Here is a 17773-nt window from a genome sequence, read left to right as displayed (position 1 = left end):
TGTGTTTATTCATTAGTTACTTTTGATAAATAAGGTTATTTGTTACTTTGATTCATATGAGTTATTTGTCGGGTAAATCAATTTACTTTGTTTTATTTATATCTTTAATTGAAATTAATTTTACCATCACTATTTATGTATTTGTTTTAGATTATAAGTTTGCTTATATCGATTTTGGTAGAGCTAAATAGCTGAATAATTGTTGTTGTTAGTGAAATTCTAATAATGGATGGCTTGTTGGGTTATTTATTTTACTTAATAAATATTTTTGGTTCTTAGTGTAACTATTTTCTTCTTTAAATGGTGTTTGTAACTATATTATTAATTATAGTTGGTGATATCTTTTATAGCGTTTAAACCCCGTGTATCATAGTCAGTATCAAGTGGATATGTTTATTTTTTGTTATAACTTTTATTAGGTTAGCGGGTTCCTTATGCTTGAAAATCTAGGTGTCACTAATTTATGGACTTATTTAATCGGTGTGATTTTTATTACATTGGTTCCAGGTCCTAATTCTTTATTTGTTTTAACCAGTAGTGCAAAGTATGGCATTAAAAATGGTTATAAAGCGGCATTGGGGGTATTTACAGGTGATGCAATCCTGATTTTTCTATCATTTTTAGGGGTTGCATCATTAGTCAAAACATCACCGATGTTTTTTAGTGTGATTAAGTATGCAGGTGCGGCTTACTTATTTTATTTAGGAATAAAGACGCTCTATAGTGTGTTTCATAAAAAACAGTCAGAGAGTGAAGTGGATGCTATCGTTATCGCCACTAAAGGGACATATCAAAAAGCGGTATTTCTCAGCTTATTAAATCCTAAAATGATTATTTTTTATGTTTCATTCTTTATTCAGTTTATAAATCCTTCATACCCAAGTGCAGGTATCCCATTTTTTATTTTGGGTGTTATTCTTGAAGCATGCAGTATGATTTATTTATCTATGTTGATTTTTGGGGCTGTTGCAGTGACTAACATGGTAAAACACAATAAAAAATTATCCAGTTTATCAAATAGCTGTATCGGCGCAGTATTTTTAATGTTCGGTGCTAAATTAGCAATGACAGCTTAATAATTTATGTTTACCTTTATTATGCCGGCCTTAAGCCGGCTTTTTTATGGTTAATGCTGGTTATCAAACTTAATTTTTTAAACTCGCCAATTTTGTTTTGGGCTGAGGATATTCGATTAATAAGGTTGTCAGCCCTAATATAGCCATAATCAAACCCACCCAAAGTGGTGCTGTTAGGCCAAAATCGTAACTAATCCCCAGTCCGCCGAAGAAAGACCCAGTAACAATCCCTAAAGTAATCACAGAAGAGTGAAGGGTATTAATAACCGGTCGACCATTCGCAGTCCGTATCACTCTAGTTACCATTGCTGGGTTCATAGTCACACCGACTAAACCAATACCAAAAATCGCTAACAACGTAATCAATTTTGATGAAGGGAAAAGTGCAAATAATAATAAAAAACAACTTAATGAGAACAAACCAATAAATATAATTTTTATGGTATAGCGTTCGGCAAATTTACCTACAACTGTATTTCCTATCAATGTAGCAACACCATACATAATCAATAACAGGGTAACTGCATTATCACTGAAGCCCGTAAGTTGTTTTAAAATTGGTGTAAAATAAGTAAAAGCTGAGAATGTAGCGCCAATTATTAATAAACTTGTCGCAAATACCCACCAAATTCGACTTTGTTTTAATGATGTTAATTCATCCGAAAGGCTCAATACGGCCTGTTTTTCAATGTTTGGGATAAACCATCCACAGAGGCCACTAGCAAACAGGCTAAGTACACAAACTGCCCAAAAGCTTTCCCTCCAACCTAGATGCGTACCAATAAGATTTGCCATTGGTAGCCCAATAATGGTTCCTAACATGATCCCGGATAAAACAATCGCGATTGCCCAACCTCGATGAATTTCCGCAACAAGCTCAATACAGATTGCTAATGCAATACCAAAAAAAGCACCGGAGGCCGCACCAGTTATCAATCTTGCAATAATCAGTGTTAAGTATTGTGGAGCAAGTGCCCCTAATGCTTCACCTACGATAAAGATGGCAAACAAAATGAGTAGTGCTGTTTTTGGTGGTTTATGAAGTAAAAAAATCGCTAAAAGAGGACCTCCTACGGCCATTCCAAGAGCATAAATTGAGACTAAATAGCCGATTTGAGCAATAGAAACGCTTAAATCTTGAGCCATTACAGGAAGCATGCCAGCAACCTGAAATTCACTGGTTACGATAGCAAATATCCCAAAAGCCAATATATAGATGCTAAATGGGATTGTGGTTTTGTTATTCGTTGAAACTGATTTTAATTGCATGAAAAACCTTAGTTTAGTTATTTTTTTGCTTTTACTCGACAGAGAAAAGAAGAATGATTTGTTTTTGTAATTCAGATTACATAAATAAACTGACTTGATATTAATCGTCAAGTTAATTATGTTATTTGAATTACAAAAATAGAATATAGGGGGTTATATGGCGCAACGAGGCAGACCTAAAAACTTTGATAGAAAATCAGCGCTGACTAAAGCAATGACGCTATTTTGGGCAAAAGGCTATACAGATACTCAACTTGCTGAATTAACGAAAGTAATGGGAATTAACGCACCTAGCTTTTATGCCACTTTTGGCAGTAAAAAAGCGACTTTTCGTGAAGCAGTGGAGTTATATGTCGAAGAAGTCGGTTCGCAATCGATGAATGCTCTCAATGAGGGGACGACATTAGCTCAAGGGCTCAGAGCAATGTTAGAAATGAGTGTAAAAACTGATACATCCCAGCAAGCTGGCGGCTGTCTGATTATTATGGGCGTAGTAAACCAATCTACTGAAAATACGGAAGAATGGCATTTTTTAAAATCATTGCGCGAAGAAACTTATGATTTGATCTTAAAGCGGATCGTTCGTGGTCAGAATGAGGAGGAGCACTTGGCTGACGTAAATGTAGCTTCATTGGCCACTTTCTTTTATGGGATTGTGCAAGCACTTTCAATGCAAGCAAGAGACGGCGCGAGTGCAGAGCAACTTTATGCAATGGTTGATACAGCAATGAAAATTATCGAAACATAGCCTAGGTACGGATGAGTAAGCCGTGAATAAAAGCAGACTGTTAGTATGCGGCAGTCACTCGCTCACAGAGGGTTATTTGCGAGTAAAGTGTTTTGAGCCCGCTACACAGAGAATAACACCACAGGTTGCCAGCATCATTAGGGAACTAACAGTTTCATGTAGCAGCCAAGCAGATAGCATCAATCCCAAGAAGGGTTGCACTAGCTGTAATTGTCCTACACCTGCAATACCACCTTCTGATAGCCCTCTGTACCAGAAAAAGAAACCAATAAGCATGCTAAATATCGAAACATAGATGAGCCCACCCCAAGCAAAGGTAGGTACGTTATTCAAGGTGCTTGGCCAAAGAAATAGACATAGTATTATCATTAAAGGTAAAGATAAAACCAGTGCCCAGCAGATAACCTGCCAACTACCGAGTTGTTTGGCTAATGTCGCGCCTTCAGCATAGCCAAGTCCACATAATAAAATAGCGGCAATCATGTATAAATCGCCAATGAGCGAACTCTCTCCACCTTGCAGGTAGGCGAAACTCACCACAAAAAAACTCCCCAGCACAGAAAAAAACCAAAATGCTTTGCGAGGGCGCTCACCGCCACGCAACACGGCAAAGATGGCGGTAGATAACGGTAATAGCCCGAGAAACACCATTGAGTGTGCGGATGTTATATGCTCTAAAGCGAAAGCAGTTAACAGTGGAAAGCCAATCACGACCCCCGACGTAACTATACACAAGGCGGTAAGTTGCTTTTTACTTGGAAATTTTTGACGAAATGTGATGAGAATGAGTACTGCTAATAGGCCAGCTATTGTCGCTCGAGCAACAGTTAAAAAATCAGGCGTGAAGCCTGAGATCGCTGCTTTTGTTGCAGGAAGGGAACCACTGAATATAACTACGCCAATAAATCCATTAATCCAGCCCCGTGTTGAATGAGATTGTGATGTCATTTTTTGTTTCCTGTTATATTTCATATGGTTAAGTGCTTTGGCGTAAGGCGTGTATAAGCGACAGATTACTTGAGTTTCCTTAAGTTAATGTAGATAATTATGACAATCAAAAAATTGTCATAGGTACAATTGCATGAGTACAACTCGTTATAAAAGCTATGTTGATAATATTGCCCGCCAAATTCACTCGGGGGAATTATCACCGGGCACACGATTACCAACACATCGTGCATTTGCAAAACAGCAAGGCGTCTCATTAGTGACAGTGTCACGTATTTATCGAGAGTTAATAAATCTAGGACTTGTGAGCGGTGAAACTGGAAGAGGAACGTTTGTACGTGATATCAGCTTATTGCCAACATCGAGTATTGAACATGATATTGTGCCGAGTATGTTAGATCTTAACTATATTTACCCAATAACCAGCAATCAAACTCAGTTGTTACGCGATGTGCTGCGCCGGCTCTCGACAGGCGGAGACTTAGAAAGTTTTTTACACTACTTACCGAATGCTGGGCGCCGTCACGAAAGAATTATCATCGCAAAATATTTAGCAAAACGCGGACTTAAACACGTTGATCCTGACAATATTGCGTTAGTCAGTGGTGCCCAGCATGGTCTCGCTACTGTTATGTTTGGGATCTTTAATCCTGGAGATGTGATAGCCGTTGATGCACTGACATATCCCGGTTTTAAAGCACTTTCGAAGATTTATCATATAGATTTAGTGACGATTCCAGTAACAGAAACAGGTCCAGATTTAACTGTATTTGCAAAATTATGCCAACAACGAAATATTCGTGGATATTATACGATGCCAACATTACATAATCCGCTGGGCTGGGTTATGGATCTCAGTACGCGTAATAGAATCATTCAGCTTGCGAAACAGCATAATTTCTATCTGATTGAGGATGGCTCTTTCGCCTATTTACACAATTCACCACCACCGCCATTAGCTCAGTTAGCACCTGATATCACATTTTATATTTCAGGGTTTTCAAAAAATATTGCCACTGGCTTGCGAGTTGGTATGGTCGTCGCCCCCGCAAAATATATTGCAGATATAGAACGTATCATTCGTATTACGACTTGGAATACACCTGCGATCACCACTGCGATTATCTGTGATTGGCTTGAAAGTGGAGAAGTTGAAAAACTGGAACAAGATAAGAGGCTTGATGCAAAAGAAAGGCAAAAAATCGTACGACAGACTTTTGATAAAATCAATTATGTGGCACATGAAAATAGTTATTTTGTTTGGATACCTTTACCCGAAGATGTTCGAACTGAAGCATTAATAAGTCGTTTAGTAAAATTGAATATTGTAGTGAGCTCAGCAGCTTCTTATGCGGGAGTACAATCAGCTCCACACGCTATTCGCGTAGCAATAAGTTCACTATCTCATGAACAATTGAAGTCTACATTACAGCAAATCCAAGCAGTAATATTGTATATGGTCGATCTTTAAATTTGATGCAATATATAATACCGATATGAGTGATAAATTAGCTTGGTTGATTGATTTAAGGAAGTAGTGTTGCATGATAAATGAATATAAACATTTTACGGCGACAGCGATGATCCGTAATAGTAAAGGCGAATTTTTGCTGCATAAGCATCCTAAATTAGGTTTTTGGTTACCCCCAGGTGGGCATATAGAAACGAACGAAGAGCCTCAGGATGCAGTAATTAGAGAGGTGTTGGAAGAAACAGGGTTAGCTTGCCGAGTCGTTGATTGTGCTTATCCCATGAAAAATAAAGTGAGCAATTCAAAGCATGTCCATGTACTACCTATGCCATTAGCAATTTTGAAAGAGTTTATTGCCGATAATAAAAAAGGCGATCACTGGCATATAGATATGATTTATTTATGTGAATTAATCACACCGAATGTAATGCCTGATTCTACCTTTTGTTGGATCCCATTTGATGAAATGTCGAGCCTCGATATTCCTGATGATGTGATAGAGCTAGCGAGTATGGTAAATACCTACCATACTTTGAACCATACGATGTTTGATTCGCATGATTAACGATATTTTTGAAATGGATAAAAATTGTCCCAACAAAATGTAATCGTTAGCCAGAAATAGTGAGCTAAGAGGGTCTGATAGTTTAGTTGCTTATTCTTTCAGCAACCCTATGTGATTAATAAAGATTTTGTCACATAACTATTTACTCACGTGTTATATTTCATCACTTAAGTTTGTCGTTTTTTAAGGTGGAGCGAGAGTAATGAGCAAATTACGGGTAGGTGTTATTTTTGGTGGTAAATCAACGGAGCATGAAGTCTCTTTACAATCAGCAAAAAATATCATAAATGGTCTTGATCGCAATAAATTTGATGTATGCCTTATCGGTATTGATAAAGAAGGGCATTGGCATGAATATAATGAAGCTGATTTTTTAGTCCACGCGAATGATCCCGCCCGAATCGCACTTAACACGCCAAAGCGTAGTATTGCAATTATTCCAGGTAAAACAACACAGCAATTTATTTCGCTTGAAGATGCACAGCCGCTTCCTCAAATTGATGTTATTTTCCCTATTGTTCATGGCAACTTAGGTGAAGATGGTTCATTACAAGGTTTATTACGTATGGCAAATTTACCTTTTGTCGGCCCTAGCGTATTAGGCTCCTCTGCTTGTATGGATAAAGACGTTACTAAGCGACTATTACGTGATTCCGGATTACAAATTGCTCCTTTCATCACGATTACAACAACAGGTCGTTCAACTATCAATTATGAATCTGTTGTGAAACAGCTTGGATTACCACTGTTTATTAAGCCTGCAAATCAAGGTTCTTCTGTCGGTATCAGTAAAGTGACTAATCAAGAAGAATTCACTGCGGCCCTTGATTTTGCTTTCTTATTTGATGTCAAAGTGCTTATTGAAAGTACGGTGAAAGGACGCGAAATAGAGTGTGCTGTGTTAGGTAATGATCAACCACAGGCGAGTTTATGTGGTGAGATTGTTCTTCATAATAGTTTCTATGCTTATCATACAAAATACATCGATGAAAACGGTGCTTCTGTTGTAGCTCCTGCCGATTTATCAGTAGATATTAGCGATAAAATTAGAGAAGTTGCACTACAAGCTTACCGTGCATTAAATTGTTGTGGTATGTCGCGTGTTGATGTGTTTTTGACTGAAGATAATCAAATCGTTATTAATGAAATCAATACACTGCCAGGTTTTACTAATATTAGTATGTACCCTAAATTATGGCAGAAAAGTGGAATGACCTACCAAGAACTGATTACTCGTCTTATTGAATTAGGTATCGAAAAATATCAACAAACTGCGATTCTAAAAACAGCTTGTGAGGCAAACTAATTCATTAAACCTTGCTGGGTACTGGTATCTTCCGGCAAGGTTTTCATTAGAACTTTTTACATATTATTTTGATTGATAGAGTAAGGTAATGAGGTTTTCTTCTACTTACACCAAACATAGTTGCTATAACGGAACAGTGGCTCAAAGCCAAATTTTTTGTACAAATCAAAACCAGCTTCAGATGCATCAAGGAAACAATGCTCAACACCTTGTTGGCGACAAAATGCTAATGCATAAGCAATTAATTGCGAAGCATAGCCATTACCTTGATGAGTAGGTTCAGTACCGATATCGTCGAAACGTGCTAACGCACCCTCGATGGTGACGGTCATTGACGTTGCCGGCTCTCCATCAACGAGTAAGACGAGATGAAATTGTGGAGCGCCTTGTAGTAGGGCATCTTCATGATAACGAATATACTCATTAACAACCTGATCATGCTCATCTGAGATATAAAAAGCGGATACTAACGGTTTTGCCCATAATGAGAGGTCATGGTTTGCAAAAACAATATCAACTTGATTTTCAGGTAAATTAACCGGAAGTTGTTGATCAAGAGCTAATGCCATCGCCGTTGTCACACTATCATATTGATAGCCTAAAGATTCAGCCTCAGTAACGACTTCTTTTAGCATCTCCTCAGGGATCACCAAAGTATGATTTTTATTTTGTGCCACAAAAAGATGATGCGCCTGTTTAAAGGCATGAATGGTTGATTCAGGTTGCAGATAAATAAAGTTAAATACAGGCGAATTTAGCGGAGTGAGGTAACAAATCGTATGTTGTTCGATTTGGATACTATGCTCACAAATCGAAGTCCAAAACGTTTTCTCAATGGACTGATAATGCCTTAAATAATAGAGTGGAATATTCATTTTTCAGTTACCTGACGCAAAGCGTGTTAATCGATATGGGCTTAGTGCGGCCTGTTCTGTGTTGTGTATTATTTCATCCTGCGCCAGATGGCAAATTAAGGGCGCAAGGGTAACGGCAGCATGCATACTAATAATATATAAACCATTAAAATCAGTAACTTTACCAACAATCGGCATTTCATCCTGTGGCATAGGTCGCATTCCGGTGAACGCTTTCTCTAAGTTTAGATCATCTGTACTTATAAAAGATTTTTTGAGGGTGCATAGCGCGTTTTGTGCGATATGCGTTGCGCTATGTTCGGGAGTGTCGTCAATATAATCTTCAGCACAAAGTGTTTTTCCATCAGTTGCAGGGCGAACTTCCATTTCGGGTGTCGAAATAATATGTTTCATCGCCGGTGGTGTGCCCCGTGACTGAAAGTGGGCAATAATAGAAGGTGATGCAAAGAGCGGTAAGGTTACTTGTAAGGTTTTTAATAATTCAATCGCACCTACACCTGCGGTGATGATGACTTGATCTGCGTAGAGCGTTTCCGTCGAAGTCGTGATGCCCGTGATTTTATTATTTTCGTGCACCATCGCTAACACATCGGTATTAGGTAAGTAGTTGATGCCTTGTGCTACAGCAAGTTTGAGAAGGGTTTGTGTTACATAAGTAGGATCAACATAGCCTTCATCTTCAGAAAATGCAGCTAACTCTGGGAGAGTGAGTAAATTAGGCTCTATGGCTTGCAGTTCATGTTTTGTTAAGCCACGAATTTTGAATCCTTTTTCACTATGGGAATCAATAAACTGACGGGTTGCAGCTTCATTTTCTTGCCAACTTATTGCACCAGACCAATTAATATTGAGTTGACCGTTGGTTAGCCGATCAAGATTACGCCATTCTCTTAAGGCAAGTTGTCGAAGCTTGCTATAACCATCTGGCCTACCATAGGATACGTTGAGCCAAGCAAAGGCATGTTGAGTCACACCTAAGCCAGCTTCAGATTTATCAATAAGCATAATTTTTCCGTTAAAATTGCAGGATAAGTACCATGCAAGTGTTGTCCCAATAATACCTGCACCAACAATAATTATGCTACTTTGATTTTTTGAATTCATGATTTACCAGAGTGACAGGATCAAATTAAACTAAGCGTATTTGGTTAAAATATTGCTGCAAAAAATAGTCATAAACTAATCAATTTATTGTAATTTAGTTATCATATGTCAAATTATATGTCGGTAAGGATATTGATGGATCATCATTGATATCATGGGGACACAGATGCATGAGTAATGCATCAACAAATACACGTTATACGACTTGAATTATGACGGCGTATATATACCGTAATATTCATTATATGTGTATTAATATTCTCAAAATTATTATAGCCGTCATATTACTGGTTACCTCTGATGCTTTTCTTCTGCTTGGTTCTGAGGGTTATGCCGATACAGGGATAAAATCAATTTGATTAAAACATGCATAAAAGCAAACAGGATTAACAATGAAATTTCTATTTGAGCAAGTAACAGTATTTTCTGATAAAAGGTTGAATGGCAATCCACTTGCTGTGGTTGTCGGTGCGGATTCACTATCTGACGAGCAAATGGCTCAGTTTGCAAAATGGACAAACTTAAGTGAAACATCTTATTTATTACAGCCTAAGCATCCTGATGCAGATTATCGTGTGCGTATTTTTACATCTGAAGGTGAGCTGCCTTTTGCCGGTCATCCGACACTAGGAAGTTGCTATGTTTGGCAACAAGCATACGGACAGCAAAATAGAACCACTATTACCCAAGAATGCGGTGCCGGTTTAGTCAACCTGAAACAGTCTGAAGGTCGACTCGCGTTTATGGCACCACCGCTTATTCGCACTGGGGAAGTTGAACAAGATGAAAGAGCTAAAATACTCAAGGCATTTGCTCTTGAAGAGCAAGATGTTGAAGCCTGTGAATGGTTAGATAACGGACCGGGATGGCTGGTCATCCTGTTAAAATCGGTTGACAAATTATTATCTCTCACACCCGATTATTCACGATTGAAAGGCTATGATATTGGTGCTTGTGCGGTTAGGCCTATAGAAAATGAAAAGCAGCTCGAAGTTCGAGGCTTTTGTTGTTCAATTTCCGAAGAGGACCCTGTTACCGGAAGTTTAAACGCAGCCATAGCACAATGGCTAATCCCGCAAGGTAAACTACCCAAAAATTATATTGCAGGGCAAGGTCAAAAAGTGAGTCGTGATGGCATTATTTATGTTTCTTCAGATGCCCAAGGTATCTGGATTGCCGGAGATGTTGTGAATTGCATTAGTGGATCTGTTGAGTTGGATTAATCTTAACGGAGGCTTATACATCAGGCTGGGACTCAAATTCCCAGCCTTCAACGTCAATATTATTAGTTTATAACAACATGTAAATACTCTGGCTGCGATTGGATAAATCGAAACCAGAGTGCGTTATTTTATACTCTGACTAATTTAGTGACAAAAGCAACCACAACTAATAATCCGGCTATCATTAATAACGCAGTTGCTAATGTAAATTGAAATGCCACAAAACCAATAGCGGCGGGACCTGCTAAAATGCCCAGATAACCGAGTGTTGAGACCGCAGGTACAGCCAGTGCCTCAGGCATTGTATTTTGTTTGCCAATGGCTGAAAACATCACGGGTATAATGTTTGAACAGCCCGCACCGACCATTGCACAGCCAAAAATGGCTAACCACAAGAATGGGGATAAGACGGCAATGATAAATCCTAAAGAGGCAAATAACGCTCCCCAGAATACGATACGGGCTGATCCCACTCGCATCACAATTTTATCACCCGTCAAACGACCAATAGTCATCGTTGTTGCAAATGCAGCAAACCCAAGTCCACCAAGGGATTCTTTCAATCCATGATGTTCAATTAAGAATACAGCACTCCAATCGAGCACCGTACCTTCAGCAAGAAAGACCGCGAAACAGACAATACCAATAATAAGTACAATCCCTTTTGGGATAGCGATAAGTGGGCCTGTTGGCGCATTGGCATAGTTTAAAAAGCCTTTAAAACTGATGAGCAAAAGCAATAATGAAATTAAGGAAATAATGGTAGAAGCTATGATCGGTGGAATGCCAGTCAACAAAATAGCACTCATTGCCCCAGCACCTGCAATACCGCCCACGCTATAGAAGCCATGGAAACCTGACATAATGGCCTTATCAGAATTTTTTTCAACAATGACGGCCTGTATGTTCATTGCGCAGTCTGTTAGTCCAATGCCAATTCCGAAAAGTAATAAACCAAAGACTAATAAGCCAATGTGTGAAATAGCGGGTAATAGCGGCAATAGAAGACAAAAGGCAATTGTTGATGCGACCATGAGTCGTCGACAGCCAAATTTAGCCGCAATAGCGCCGGTTAAAGGCATTGCGACGAGGGCTCCAAGGCCAAAGCATAATAATAATAATCCTAATGTTGCATCATTTGCCCCCGTATTTAATTTTACATAAGGGATTAATGCAGCCCATGAAGCTGTCGCAAAACCTGCAATAAAAAAGATAATCCGAGTGGAAACTTGTTCTTTTTTTGCTGGTGTTAGTGCCGTTTCTAATGATTTAGTAGATAGTGTCATTTTATCAATATAGTTATCGGGTTATTAAATTATCCGTGATTAAGGATATGTAAAATTTGCTCATGTAGAATAGGGCAGCCTGTTGCAAGAATAGCCCCCCCTTTTTCTACGCGATTTCCATCGAGCGTCGTGACTCGGCCACCCGCTTGTTCAATAATCGGAATTAAAGGAACAATATCATAGGGTTCGAGTGCAAATTCAAAACAAACATCGATTCGTCCTGCTGCTAACATTGCCATGGCATAACACTCACCGCCATAACGTGTCATTAATACTTTTCTTGTGAGCTCAGTAAAGTGAATATTCGGATGGTTTTCTATCGGCTCAGGGGACGTAGTATGCAATATAGCTTGCTCAAGTGCGACATTTTTACGTGTTTGTAAGCGATACTGCCCCTGTCGATTACTTGTCCAACTCCCTGTTTCATCAGCCCAAAATCTTTCGCCAATATAGGGTTGGCTCATCATTCCCATTGTCGCTGTACCATCAACGGTAAGTCCGATTAGGTTAGCCCAAAGTGGTAATCCACATAGAAATGGACGGGTACCATCAATCGGGTCTAATACCCACTGGATTGGTCCTTCTCCCGTGATGCCATATTCTTCCCCCATAATGGAATGGTTAGGATAAATATGCTCAATATGTTCGCGCATCAATTTTTCCGCGAGTTTATCTGCTTGTGTGACGGGGTCAAAGCGATAATCAGCTTTAGGTTTGTTCTCAAGCACAGTAAGCTCGTTGGTTCGATAATGTTCTAGTGAAGCTTTACCTGCAATATTGGCGAGTTCATGTAAAAAAAAACTATCTGGGAGTGAGTGTTTGTTCATTTTTAGATCCTTACCGTAGAAAAGTCATCAATAAATTTGACATCTTGCCATGCTCGATTATGATACTTTTAGTTTATTAACAGGATGATTGCATGCTCGATTATGCCGCTTTTCCAGATCAAAGACAAAAAAAAATACGCGAACTGTTGAATAGCAATGGACGGGTAGTTTGCACTGTACTTGCGCGTGAAATGAATGTATCTGAGCATACAATACGACGCGATTTAAATGAGTTAGCGCAAGAAGGTATCTGTAAGCGAGTTCATGGCGGTGCGGTGAGTATGCTTGAGGAATCAGGCACGTTCGAGCAACGAATCGGACAAAATCAAGCTGAGAAAGTCAAAATTGCACATAAATGTGTAAGCTTAATCAAAAAAGGCGGTTGTATTTTTATTGATTCAGGATCAACTAATTTAGAGATTGCTCGTAGTATTCCTGACGATTTGAGTATCTCCGCGGTGACAAATTCGCCTTCCATTGCGCTGGAGTTGATGAAAAAAACACATTGTGAGGTGATTCTAATTGGTGGAAAGTTAAACTCGCAAATAGGCGCAAGTGTTGGAAATAGTGCGATATATCAAATTAGTCAAATTCACTTTGATCAATGCTTTATCGGCGGCTGCGCATTGGATCCTCAAATTGGCATTACTATTTTTGATTTTGAAGAGGCGGAATTTAAAAAAGCACTGATAAGGCAAAGTAACCAAATCATTATGGGTGTGACCGCAGATAAACTGCCAGGTGTTGCAAGATATGTGATAGCGGATTGTGAACAATTATCTGTGTTAGTCATCGATAAGCCGATGACTGCGGACCTCAATCAATTATTTGATGAAAAACTAATGCGCGTTTTGTTTGCTTAAGTGTCATTAGAGATAAAGTAAGGCGCGACAGAGAACCTATCGTGCCAATCAGGTTATTCTTGCAACCAAATATTGTGTTTCTAGAACCCCAGTGCTGGCAATAAAAAGCAAATAATACAGTAGATAATAAGTAGATAATAAGTAGATAATAATATGTGATAACGAGTGTGCTAAATTCCGTGCACGCCATAAAACTAACCTATTTGAGTGAGAGTTAAAGAATAAATTTAATTATAAGCGTACTGGATTTTGATAAGCATTTATACTTTATCTCTTTCTTATTTCAATTAGTAGAGTGGCTGATATTGAATACCAAATAAGCTTGTTTATATATAAAGCTTAAGGTTTTAGTTAGTGATTGATTATATTATATAAAATAAAAATAACATCGACTTTATATTAGTTTATTATGATGATAAATCACGCTATATTTATCATCATTCATTGAAGGGGAAAAAATGAAATTTATCGTATATATTGCAACGAGTTTAGATGGTTATATTGCGGATAAAAACGGCAATATTGATTGGTTAATCAGTATCGATAACCCTGAAGGCTCTGATTTTGGTTATGCTGACTTTATGTCTGAAATTGATGCCATTGTTATGGGAAAAAATACCTTTGAAACGGTGCTAGGTTTTGGTGGTGAGTGGCCATTTGATAAACCCGTATTTGTATTGAGCCAATCGCTTACAATGTTACCCGATGCACTGCCTGAAAATGTGAAGTTATTACAGGGCAATCCTGAGCAAATTGAAGCAGCGCTAACGCCTTACCAATTTGAACGTGTTTACGTTGATGGTGGCAAAACTGTACAGGCATTTTTAGCTGAGAATAGAGTTGATGAATTAATCGTTACGCGTATTCCTGTATTATTAGGTGATGGGATCCCGTTATTTTGTCAGAATGACAAGCAAATTAATTACCGCCACGTAAAAACAACTATTTATCTAGATTCATTAGTGAAATCGCATTATGAGAAGAGTGTGTAAATACCACGTAGTTTTTTTCAGGCTGAATTAGGTCGAATTAGTGGATATATTGGGATTTACTTTAACATTGTTACCCATTGTTATTTCTCCGGGGGCAAGTTTTGCTATTGCACTCAATAGCACTTTGAATAAAGGTTTTAGAGGACTTGTTGTTCCTATCGTAGGTACAGGGCTAGGTATCTTAACGCATGGCTTATTGGTGGGGATCGGGTTAACGAAAATCATTGTTTCTTCTCCTTGGATATTTAATCTGATCAGTATTTTAGGTTTTATTTACCTAATTTACCTTTCAATCATGCTGATTTATTCAGGATTAACCACATCTAAACAGGCGTTAAATGCCAAAGTTAAATCGGTAACGATTACAGATGCTTATCTTGCCAATTTACTTAACCCCAAAGCCATTATTCTCTACTTAGTTGTGGTGTCTAACTTCGCAGGAATTAACCCGACATTGCTCGATTTTCTCTTTTTATCCACCATTCATATTGTCCTGATGTCGCTATGGCTAATTTTTTCATGTGGCTTATTGGTTATTACATCGACTAAGATTGATGTGGTGAAATTGAAGACGGTGATTAACATTGGTGGTGGGGTATTATTGCTACTAATGACACTTTATTCTCATTTTTGTCGATAAAAAGTATCAAGCAGGCATGATTGAACAACACCTGCTTAATATATTATTCAACAATAAAACTGTGGTAATTAAATAGTGCAGTAAATCCTAATTTTTTATAGATAGAGAGCCCGTCGCTCGACGCTTCCAAATAACAACACTCAATACCGTTATTCATACATTCTTTTAAAGCATGCTTAATCAGTAATGTTGCTAAACCTTTACGTTGGTACTGTGTATCGGTGCCAATGTCATCAAGGCGTGCCATATTACCATTTACTGTGAGCGTTAATGTACTCACTGGTTTGTTGCCATTAAATAATACATAGTGCTGAAGCTGAGTATTTCTATCTAGCGCTCTTTGGTGATAACGCATATATTCATCAACGACGGCTTTATCATCAGAATTATCATCGTTAGTCTCTTCACCAAATGCAGTGATTAATGGCGCCGCCCAATCTTCTAATTGGTCATTACATAAGGTTATTTTATAACCTTCCGGCAAAATATAATCAGTGTGGTGGGTCATCTCTGCTTGGATCAAAACCATCGCTGTTGTTTCACCGTCACTCTCGTATTGTTTCGTTGAAATGAGAGGCGTGAATTGCTCAAGCTCATCTTCATGAATAACCAGAATATAGGGTTTGTTTTGTTGTGAAAATAAGGTGTTTGCTTGTTCAAAATGGGCAATAGAAGCGCCTGCTTTTAGGTAAATAAAACTGAAAGCAGGAATAGGGAGTTCAGAAAAATAAGCAAATGTTGCGCTATCAATTTCTATAGCGTCTTTGCAAATATTTGACCAAAAATGGTGCTCTAGTGTATAGAAGCCTATTTCATTAGTTTTCATCAAGTTAACTTTAGTTTAATTATTTGTTTATTTTAAATTTCAGTGTATATAAAGTGAGTCGGACTAGCAAGTGAGAGGTTGAAAAAAAGTACTTAACAATCAGTGTGTTATTGGTGGTTATTGATATATCAAACGTTAATCATATTATTATCTACGTGGTATTAACCGATCTCTCTTGAATTATCTTTGGGTTTATATCGTATTGTGTACAGATATTCTAAAAAATACTATACTCCCCCTATGTATATAACGGACTGTTAACTATGCCACATTCACCAAAAGAAAAAAAAGCTGTTCTAACACGAGTTAGAAAATTGAAAGGGCAGTTACTTGCACTGGAGACTGCTTTGGAAGATGAAGTGGAGTGCAGCGCGGTATTGCAACAAATTGCCGCGATAAGAGGGGCAGTTAATGGTCTGATGGCAGGTGTTTTAGAGAGTCACCTGCGAGAAGGACTACAAGAATCTGCAACAACATTGAGTCAAAAAGAGTCTGTTGATGATGCAATTTCACTTATTCGAACATACCTGCGTTAATATTGAGAAGGAATGATTATGAAATCACGTGCAGCGGTTGCATTCGGACCGGGAGAACCACTGAAAATTGTTGAAATTGATGTGATGCCACCTAAAGCGGGCGAAGTATTAGTTAAAATTAGCCATACAGGTGTTTGTCATACTGATGCATTTACATTATCAGGAGATGACCCTGAAGGACTATTTCCAGTCGTATTAGGTCATGAAGGTGCTGGTGTTGTAGTCGAGGTGGGGGAAGGCGTCACTAGCGTGAAGCCGGGTGATCACGTTATCCCTTTGTATACTGCTGAATGCGGCGAATGTGTATTTTGTAAATCCAATAAAACCAATCTATGCGTTTCTGTTAGAGGAACTCAAGGGAAAGGTGTTATGCCTGATGGTACAACACGTTTTTCTTATAATGGGCAGCCTCTTTATCATTATATGGGCTGCTCTACTTTCAGTGAATATACGGTTGTTGCTGAAGTCTCTTTAGCAAAAATCAATCCAGAAGCGAATCACCAAGAAGTCTGTTTATTAGGTTGCGGTGTGACGACAGGGATTGGTGCGGTACATAATACAGCCAAAGTTCAAGAGGGTGACTCGGTCGCTGTATTTGGACTTGGTGGTATTGGTCTTGCCGTAATTCAAGGTGCGAGACAAGCCAAAGCAGGGCGTATTTTTGCCATTGACACTAATCCGAGCAAATTTGAATTAGCTCGCCAATTTGGTGCGACAGACTGCTTAAATCCGAAAGATTTTGATAAGCCGATACAGCAAGTGCTCATTGAAATGACTGAATGGGGTGTTGACCATACTTTTGAATGTATTGGTAACGTTAATGTGATGAGAGCTGCGCTAGAAAGTGCGCATCGTGGCTGGGGTCAATCTGTAATTATTGGAGTTGCAGGCGCAGGTCAAGAAATATCTACTCGTCCTTTCCAACTGGTTACTGGTCGTTCATGGCGTGGTACTGCATTTGGTGGTGTTAAAGGTCGTAGCCAGCTGCCGGGTATGGTCGAAGATGCGATGAAAGGGGATATTGAATTATCGCCTTTTGTTACGCATACGCTTCCACTTGATAGCATCAATGAAGCTTTTGACCTAATGCATGAAGGTAAATCTATTCGTACCGTAATTCATTACGATTAATCTCTAGGGGCTGTTGCTATTTGAGAGTCAACAGCTCCGATTAAGCTTGTTATAGCGAATTTACGTTATTCAAATTGATGAGGAGCT

18 protein-coding genes are annotated in these 17773 nt (G+C 38.6%); 11 read left to right on the top strand and 7 right to left on the bottom strand.

All coding sequences use genetic code 11. The annotated features are described in order from the left end of the window. Positions 1–434 precede the first annotated feature (434 nt). Complete coding sequence (gene leuE / locus OOA_RS06080) at positions 435–1076, top strand: leucine efflux protein LeuE (protein ID WP_008911263.1); 642 nt, start codon at positions 435–437, stop codon at positions 1074–1076. A 69-nt stretch (positions 1077–1145) separates the two neighbouring features. Here the strand turns inward: leuE and OOA_RS06075 are convergent, their stop codons facing one another. After that, positions 1146–2345 (bottom strand): MFS transporter, encoded by a 1200-nt coding sequence (locus tag OOA_RS06075; protein ID WP_008911262.1) that lies wholly within the window; start codon positions 2343–2345, stop codon positions 1146–1148. A 157-nt stretch (positions 2346–2502) separates the two neighbouring features. Here OOA_RS06075 and OOA_RS06070 point away from each other — a divergent pair, with 157 nt between their 5' ends. After that, positions 2503–3093, top strand: a complete 591-nt coding sequence (locus OOA_RS06070; RefSeq protein ID WP_008911261.1) for a TetR/AcrR family transcriptional regulator — start codon at positions 2503–2505, stop codon at positions 3091–3093. 72 nt (positions 3094–3165) lie between these two features. On the opposite strand, the gene OOA_RS06065 is transcribed toward OOA_RS06070, so the two are convergent. Next, positions 3166–4041 (bottom strand): DMT family transporter, encoded by an 876-nt coding sequence (locus tag OOA_RS06065; RefSeq protein WP_008911260.1) that lies wholly within the window; start codon positions 4039–4041, stop codon positions 3166–3168. 133 nt (positions 4042–4174) lie between these two features. Between OOA_RS06065 and OOA_RS06060 the strand changes: the two genes are divergently transcribed. The 3 genes from OOA_RS06060 (at position 4175) to ddlA (ending at position 7383) form a co-directional block, all read left to right on the top strand. Then, a complete protein-coding gene (locus OOA_RS06060) occupies positions 4175–5512 on the top strand; it encodes an aminotransferase-like domain-containing protein (RefSeq protein ID WP_008911259.1) in 1338 nt (445 codons plus the stop codon). A 73-nt stretch (positions 5513–5585) separates the two neighbouring features. After that, entirely contained in the window at positions 5586–6077 is a 492-nt protein-coding gene (locus OOA_RS06055) for an NUDIX hydrolase (protein WP_008911258.1), read from the top strand. 202 nt (positions 6078–6279) lie between these two features. Continuing rightward, complete coding sequence (ddlA, locus tag OOA_RS06050) at positions 6280–7383, top strand: D-alanine--D-alanine ligase (protein WP_008911257.1); 1104 nt, start codon at positions 6280–6282, stop codon at positions 7381–7383. 101 nt (positions 7384–7484) lie between these two features. On the opposite strand, the gene OOA_RS21245 is transcribed toward ddlA, so the two are convergent. Both OOA_RS21245 and OOA_RS21240 read right to left on the bottom strand, forming a co-directional pair. Then, a complete protein-coding gene (locus OOA_RS21245; RefSeq protein ID WP_008911256.1) occupies positions 7485–8258 on the bottom strand; it encodes a GNAT family N-acetyltransferase in 774 nt (257 codons plus the stop codon). Positions 8259–8261: 3 nt separating this feature from the next. Continuing rightward, positions 8262–9362 (bottom strand): NAD(P)/FAD-dependent oxidoreductase, encoded by a 1101-nt coding sequence (locus OOA_RS21240; protein ID WP_008911255.1) that lies wholly within the window; start codon positions 9360–9362, stop codon positions 8262–8264. Between the two features lie 392 nt (positions 9363–9754). Between OOA_RS21240 and OOA_RS06035 the strand changes: the two genes are divergently transcribed. Further along, positions 9755–10585, top strand: coding sequence for a PhzF family phenazine biosynthesis protein (locus OOA_RS06035; RefSeq protein ID WP_008911254.1), 831 nt, complete (start codon positions 9755–9757; stop codon positions 10583–10585). A gap of 128 nt (positions 10586–10713) precedes the next feature. Here OOA_RS06035 and OOA_RS06030 read toward each other — a convergent pair whose 3' ends face one another. Together OOA_RS06030 and OOA_RS06025 are read right to left on the bottom strand one after the other, a co-directional pair. Continuing rightward, complete coding sequence (locus OOA_RS06030; protein ID WP_008911253.1) at positions 10714–11871, bottom strand: MFS transporter; 1158 nt, start codon at positions 11869–11871, stop codon at positions 10714–10716. Positions 11872–11900: 29 nt separating this feature from the next. Next, positions 11901–12698, bottom strand: coding sequence for an inositol monophosphatase family protein (locus tag OOA_RS06025; protein WP_008911252.1), 798 nt, complete (start codon positions 12696–12698; stop codon positions 11901–11903). A 92-nt stretch (positions 12699–12790) separates the two neighbouring features. Here OOA_RS06025 and OOA_RS06020 point away from each other — a divergent pair, with 92 nt between their 5' ends. The 3 genes from OOA_RS06020 (at position 12791) to OOA_RS06010 (ending at position 15193) form a co-directional block, all read left to right on the top strand. Next, positions 12791–13561, top strand: a complete 771-nt coding sequence (locus OOA_RS06020) for a DeoR/GlpR family DNA-binding transcription regulator (RefSeq protein ID WP_008911251.1) — start codon at positions 12791–12793, stop codon at positions 13559–13561. A 458-nt stretch (positions 13562–14019) separates the two neighbouring features. Then, complete coding sequence (locus OOA_RS06015; RefSeq protein WP_008911250.1) at positions 14020–14553, top strand: dihydrofolate reductase family protein; 534 nt, start codon at positions 14020–14022, stop codon at positions 14551–14553. A 40-nt stretch (positions 14554–14593) separates the two neighbouring features. Further along, a complete protein-coding gene (locus OOA_RS06010) occupies positions 14594–15193 on the top strand; it encodes a LysE family translocator (protein WP_008911249.1) in 600 nt (199 codons plus the stop codon). 43 nt (positions 15194–15236) lie between these two features. Here OOA_RS06010 and OOA_RS06005 read toward each other — a convergent pair whose 3' ends face one another. After that, positions 15237–16019 (bottom strand): GNAT family N-acetyltransferase, encoded by a 783-nt coding sequence (locus OOA_RS06005; RefSeq protein ID WP_008911248.1) that lies wholly within the window; start codon positions 16017–16019, stop codon positions 15237–15239. A gap of 263 nt (positions 16020–16282) precedes the next feature. On the opposite strand from OOA_RS06005, the gene frmR reads away from it, so the two are divergent. Together frmR and OOA_RS05995 are read left to right on the top strand one after the other, a co-directional pair. Continuing rightward, entirely contained in the window at positions 16283–16555 is a 273-nt protein-coding gene (gene frmR, locus OOA_RS06000; RefSeq protein ID WP_008911247.1) for a formaldehyde-responsive transcriptional repressor FrmR, read from the top strand. A gap of 18 nt (positions 16556–16573) precedes the next feature. Further along, entirely contained in the window at positions 16574–17686 is a 1113-nt protein-coding gene (locus OOA_RS05995) for an S-(hydroxymethyl)glutathione dehydrogenase/class III alcohol dehydrogenase (protein WP_008911246.1), read from the top strand. The last annotated feature ends 87 nt before the right edge of the window (positions 17687–17773 follow it).

This window comes from Providencia burhodogranariea DSM 19968 (assembly GCF_000314855.2).
Classification (GTDB): Bacteria; Pseudomonadota; Gammaproteobacteria; order Enterobacterales; family Enterobacteriaceae; genus Providencia; species Providencia burhodogranariea.
Note: the sequence above shows the minus strand (reverse complement) of the source record. Positions and strands in the feature narration are given on the sequence as shown.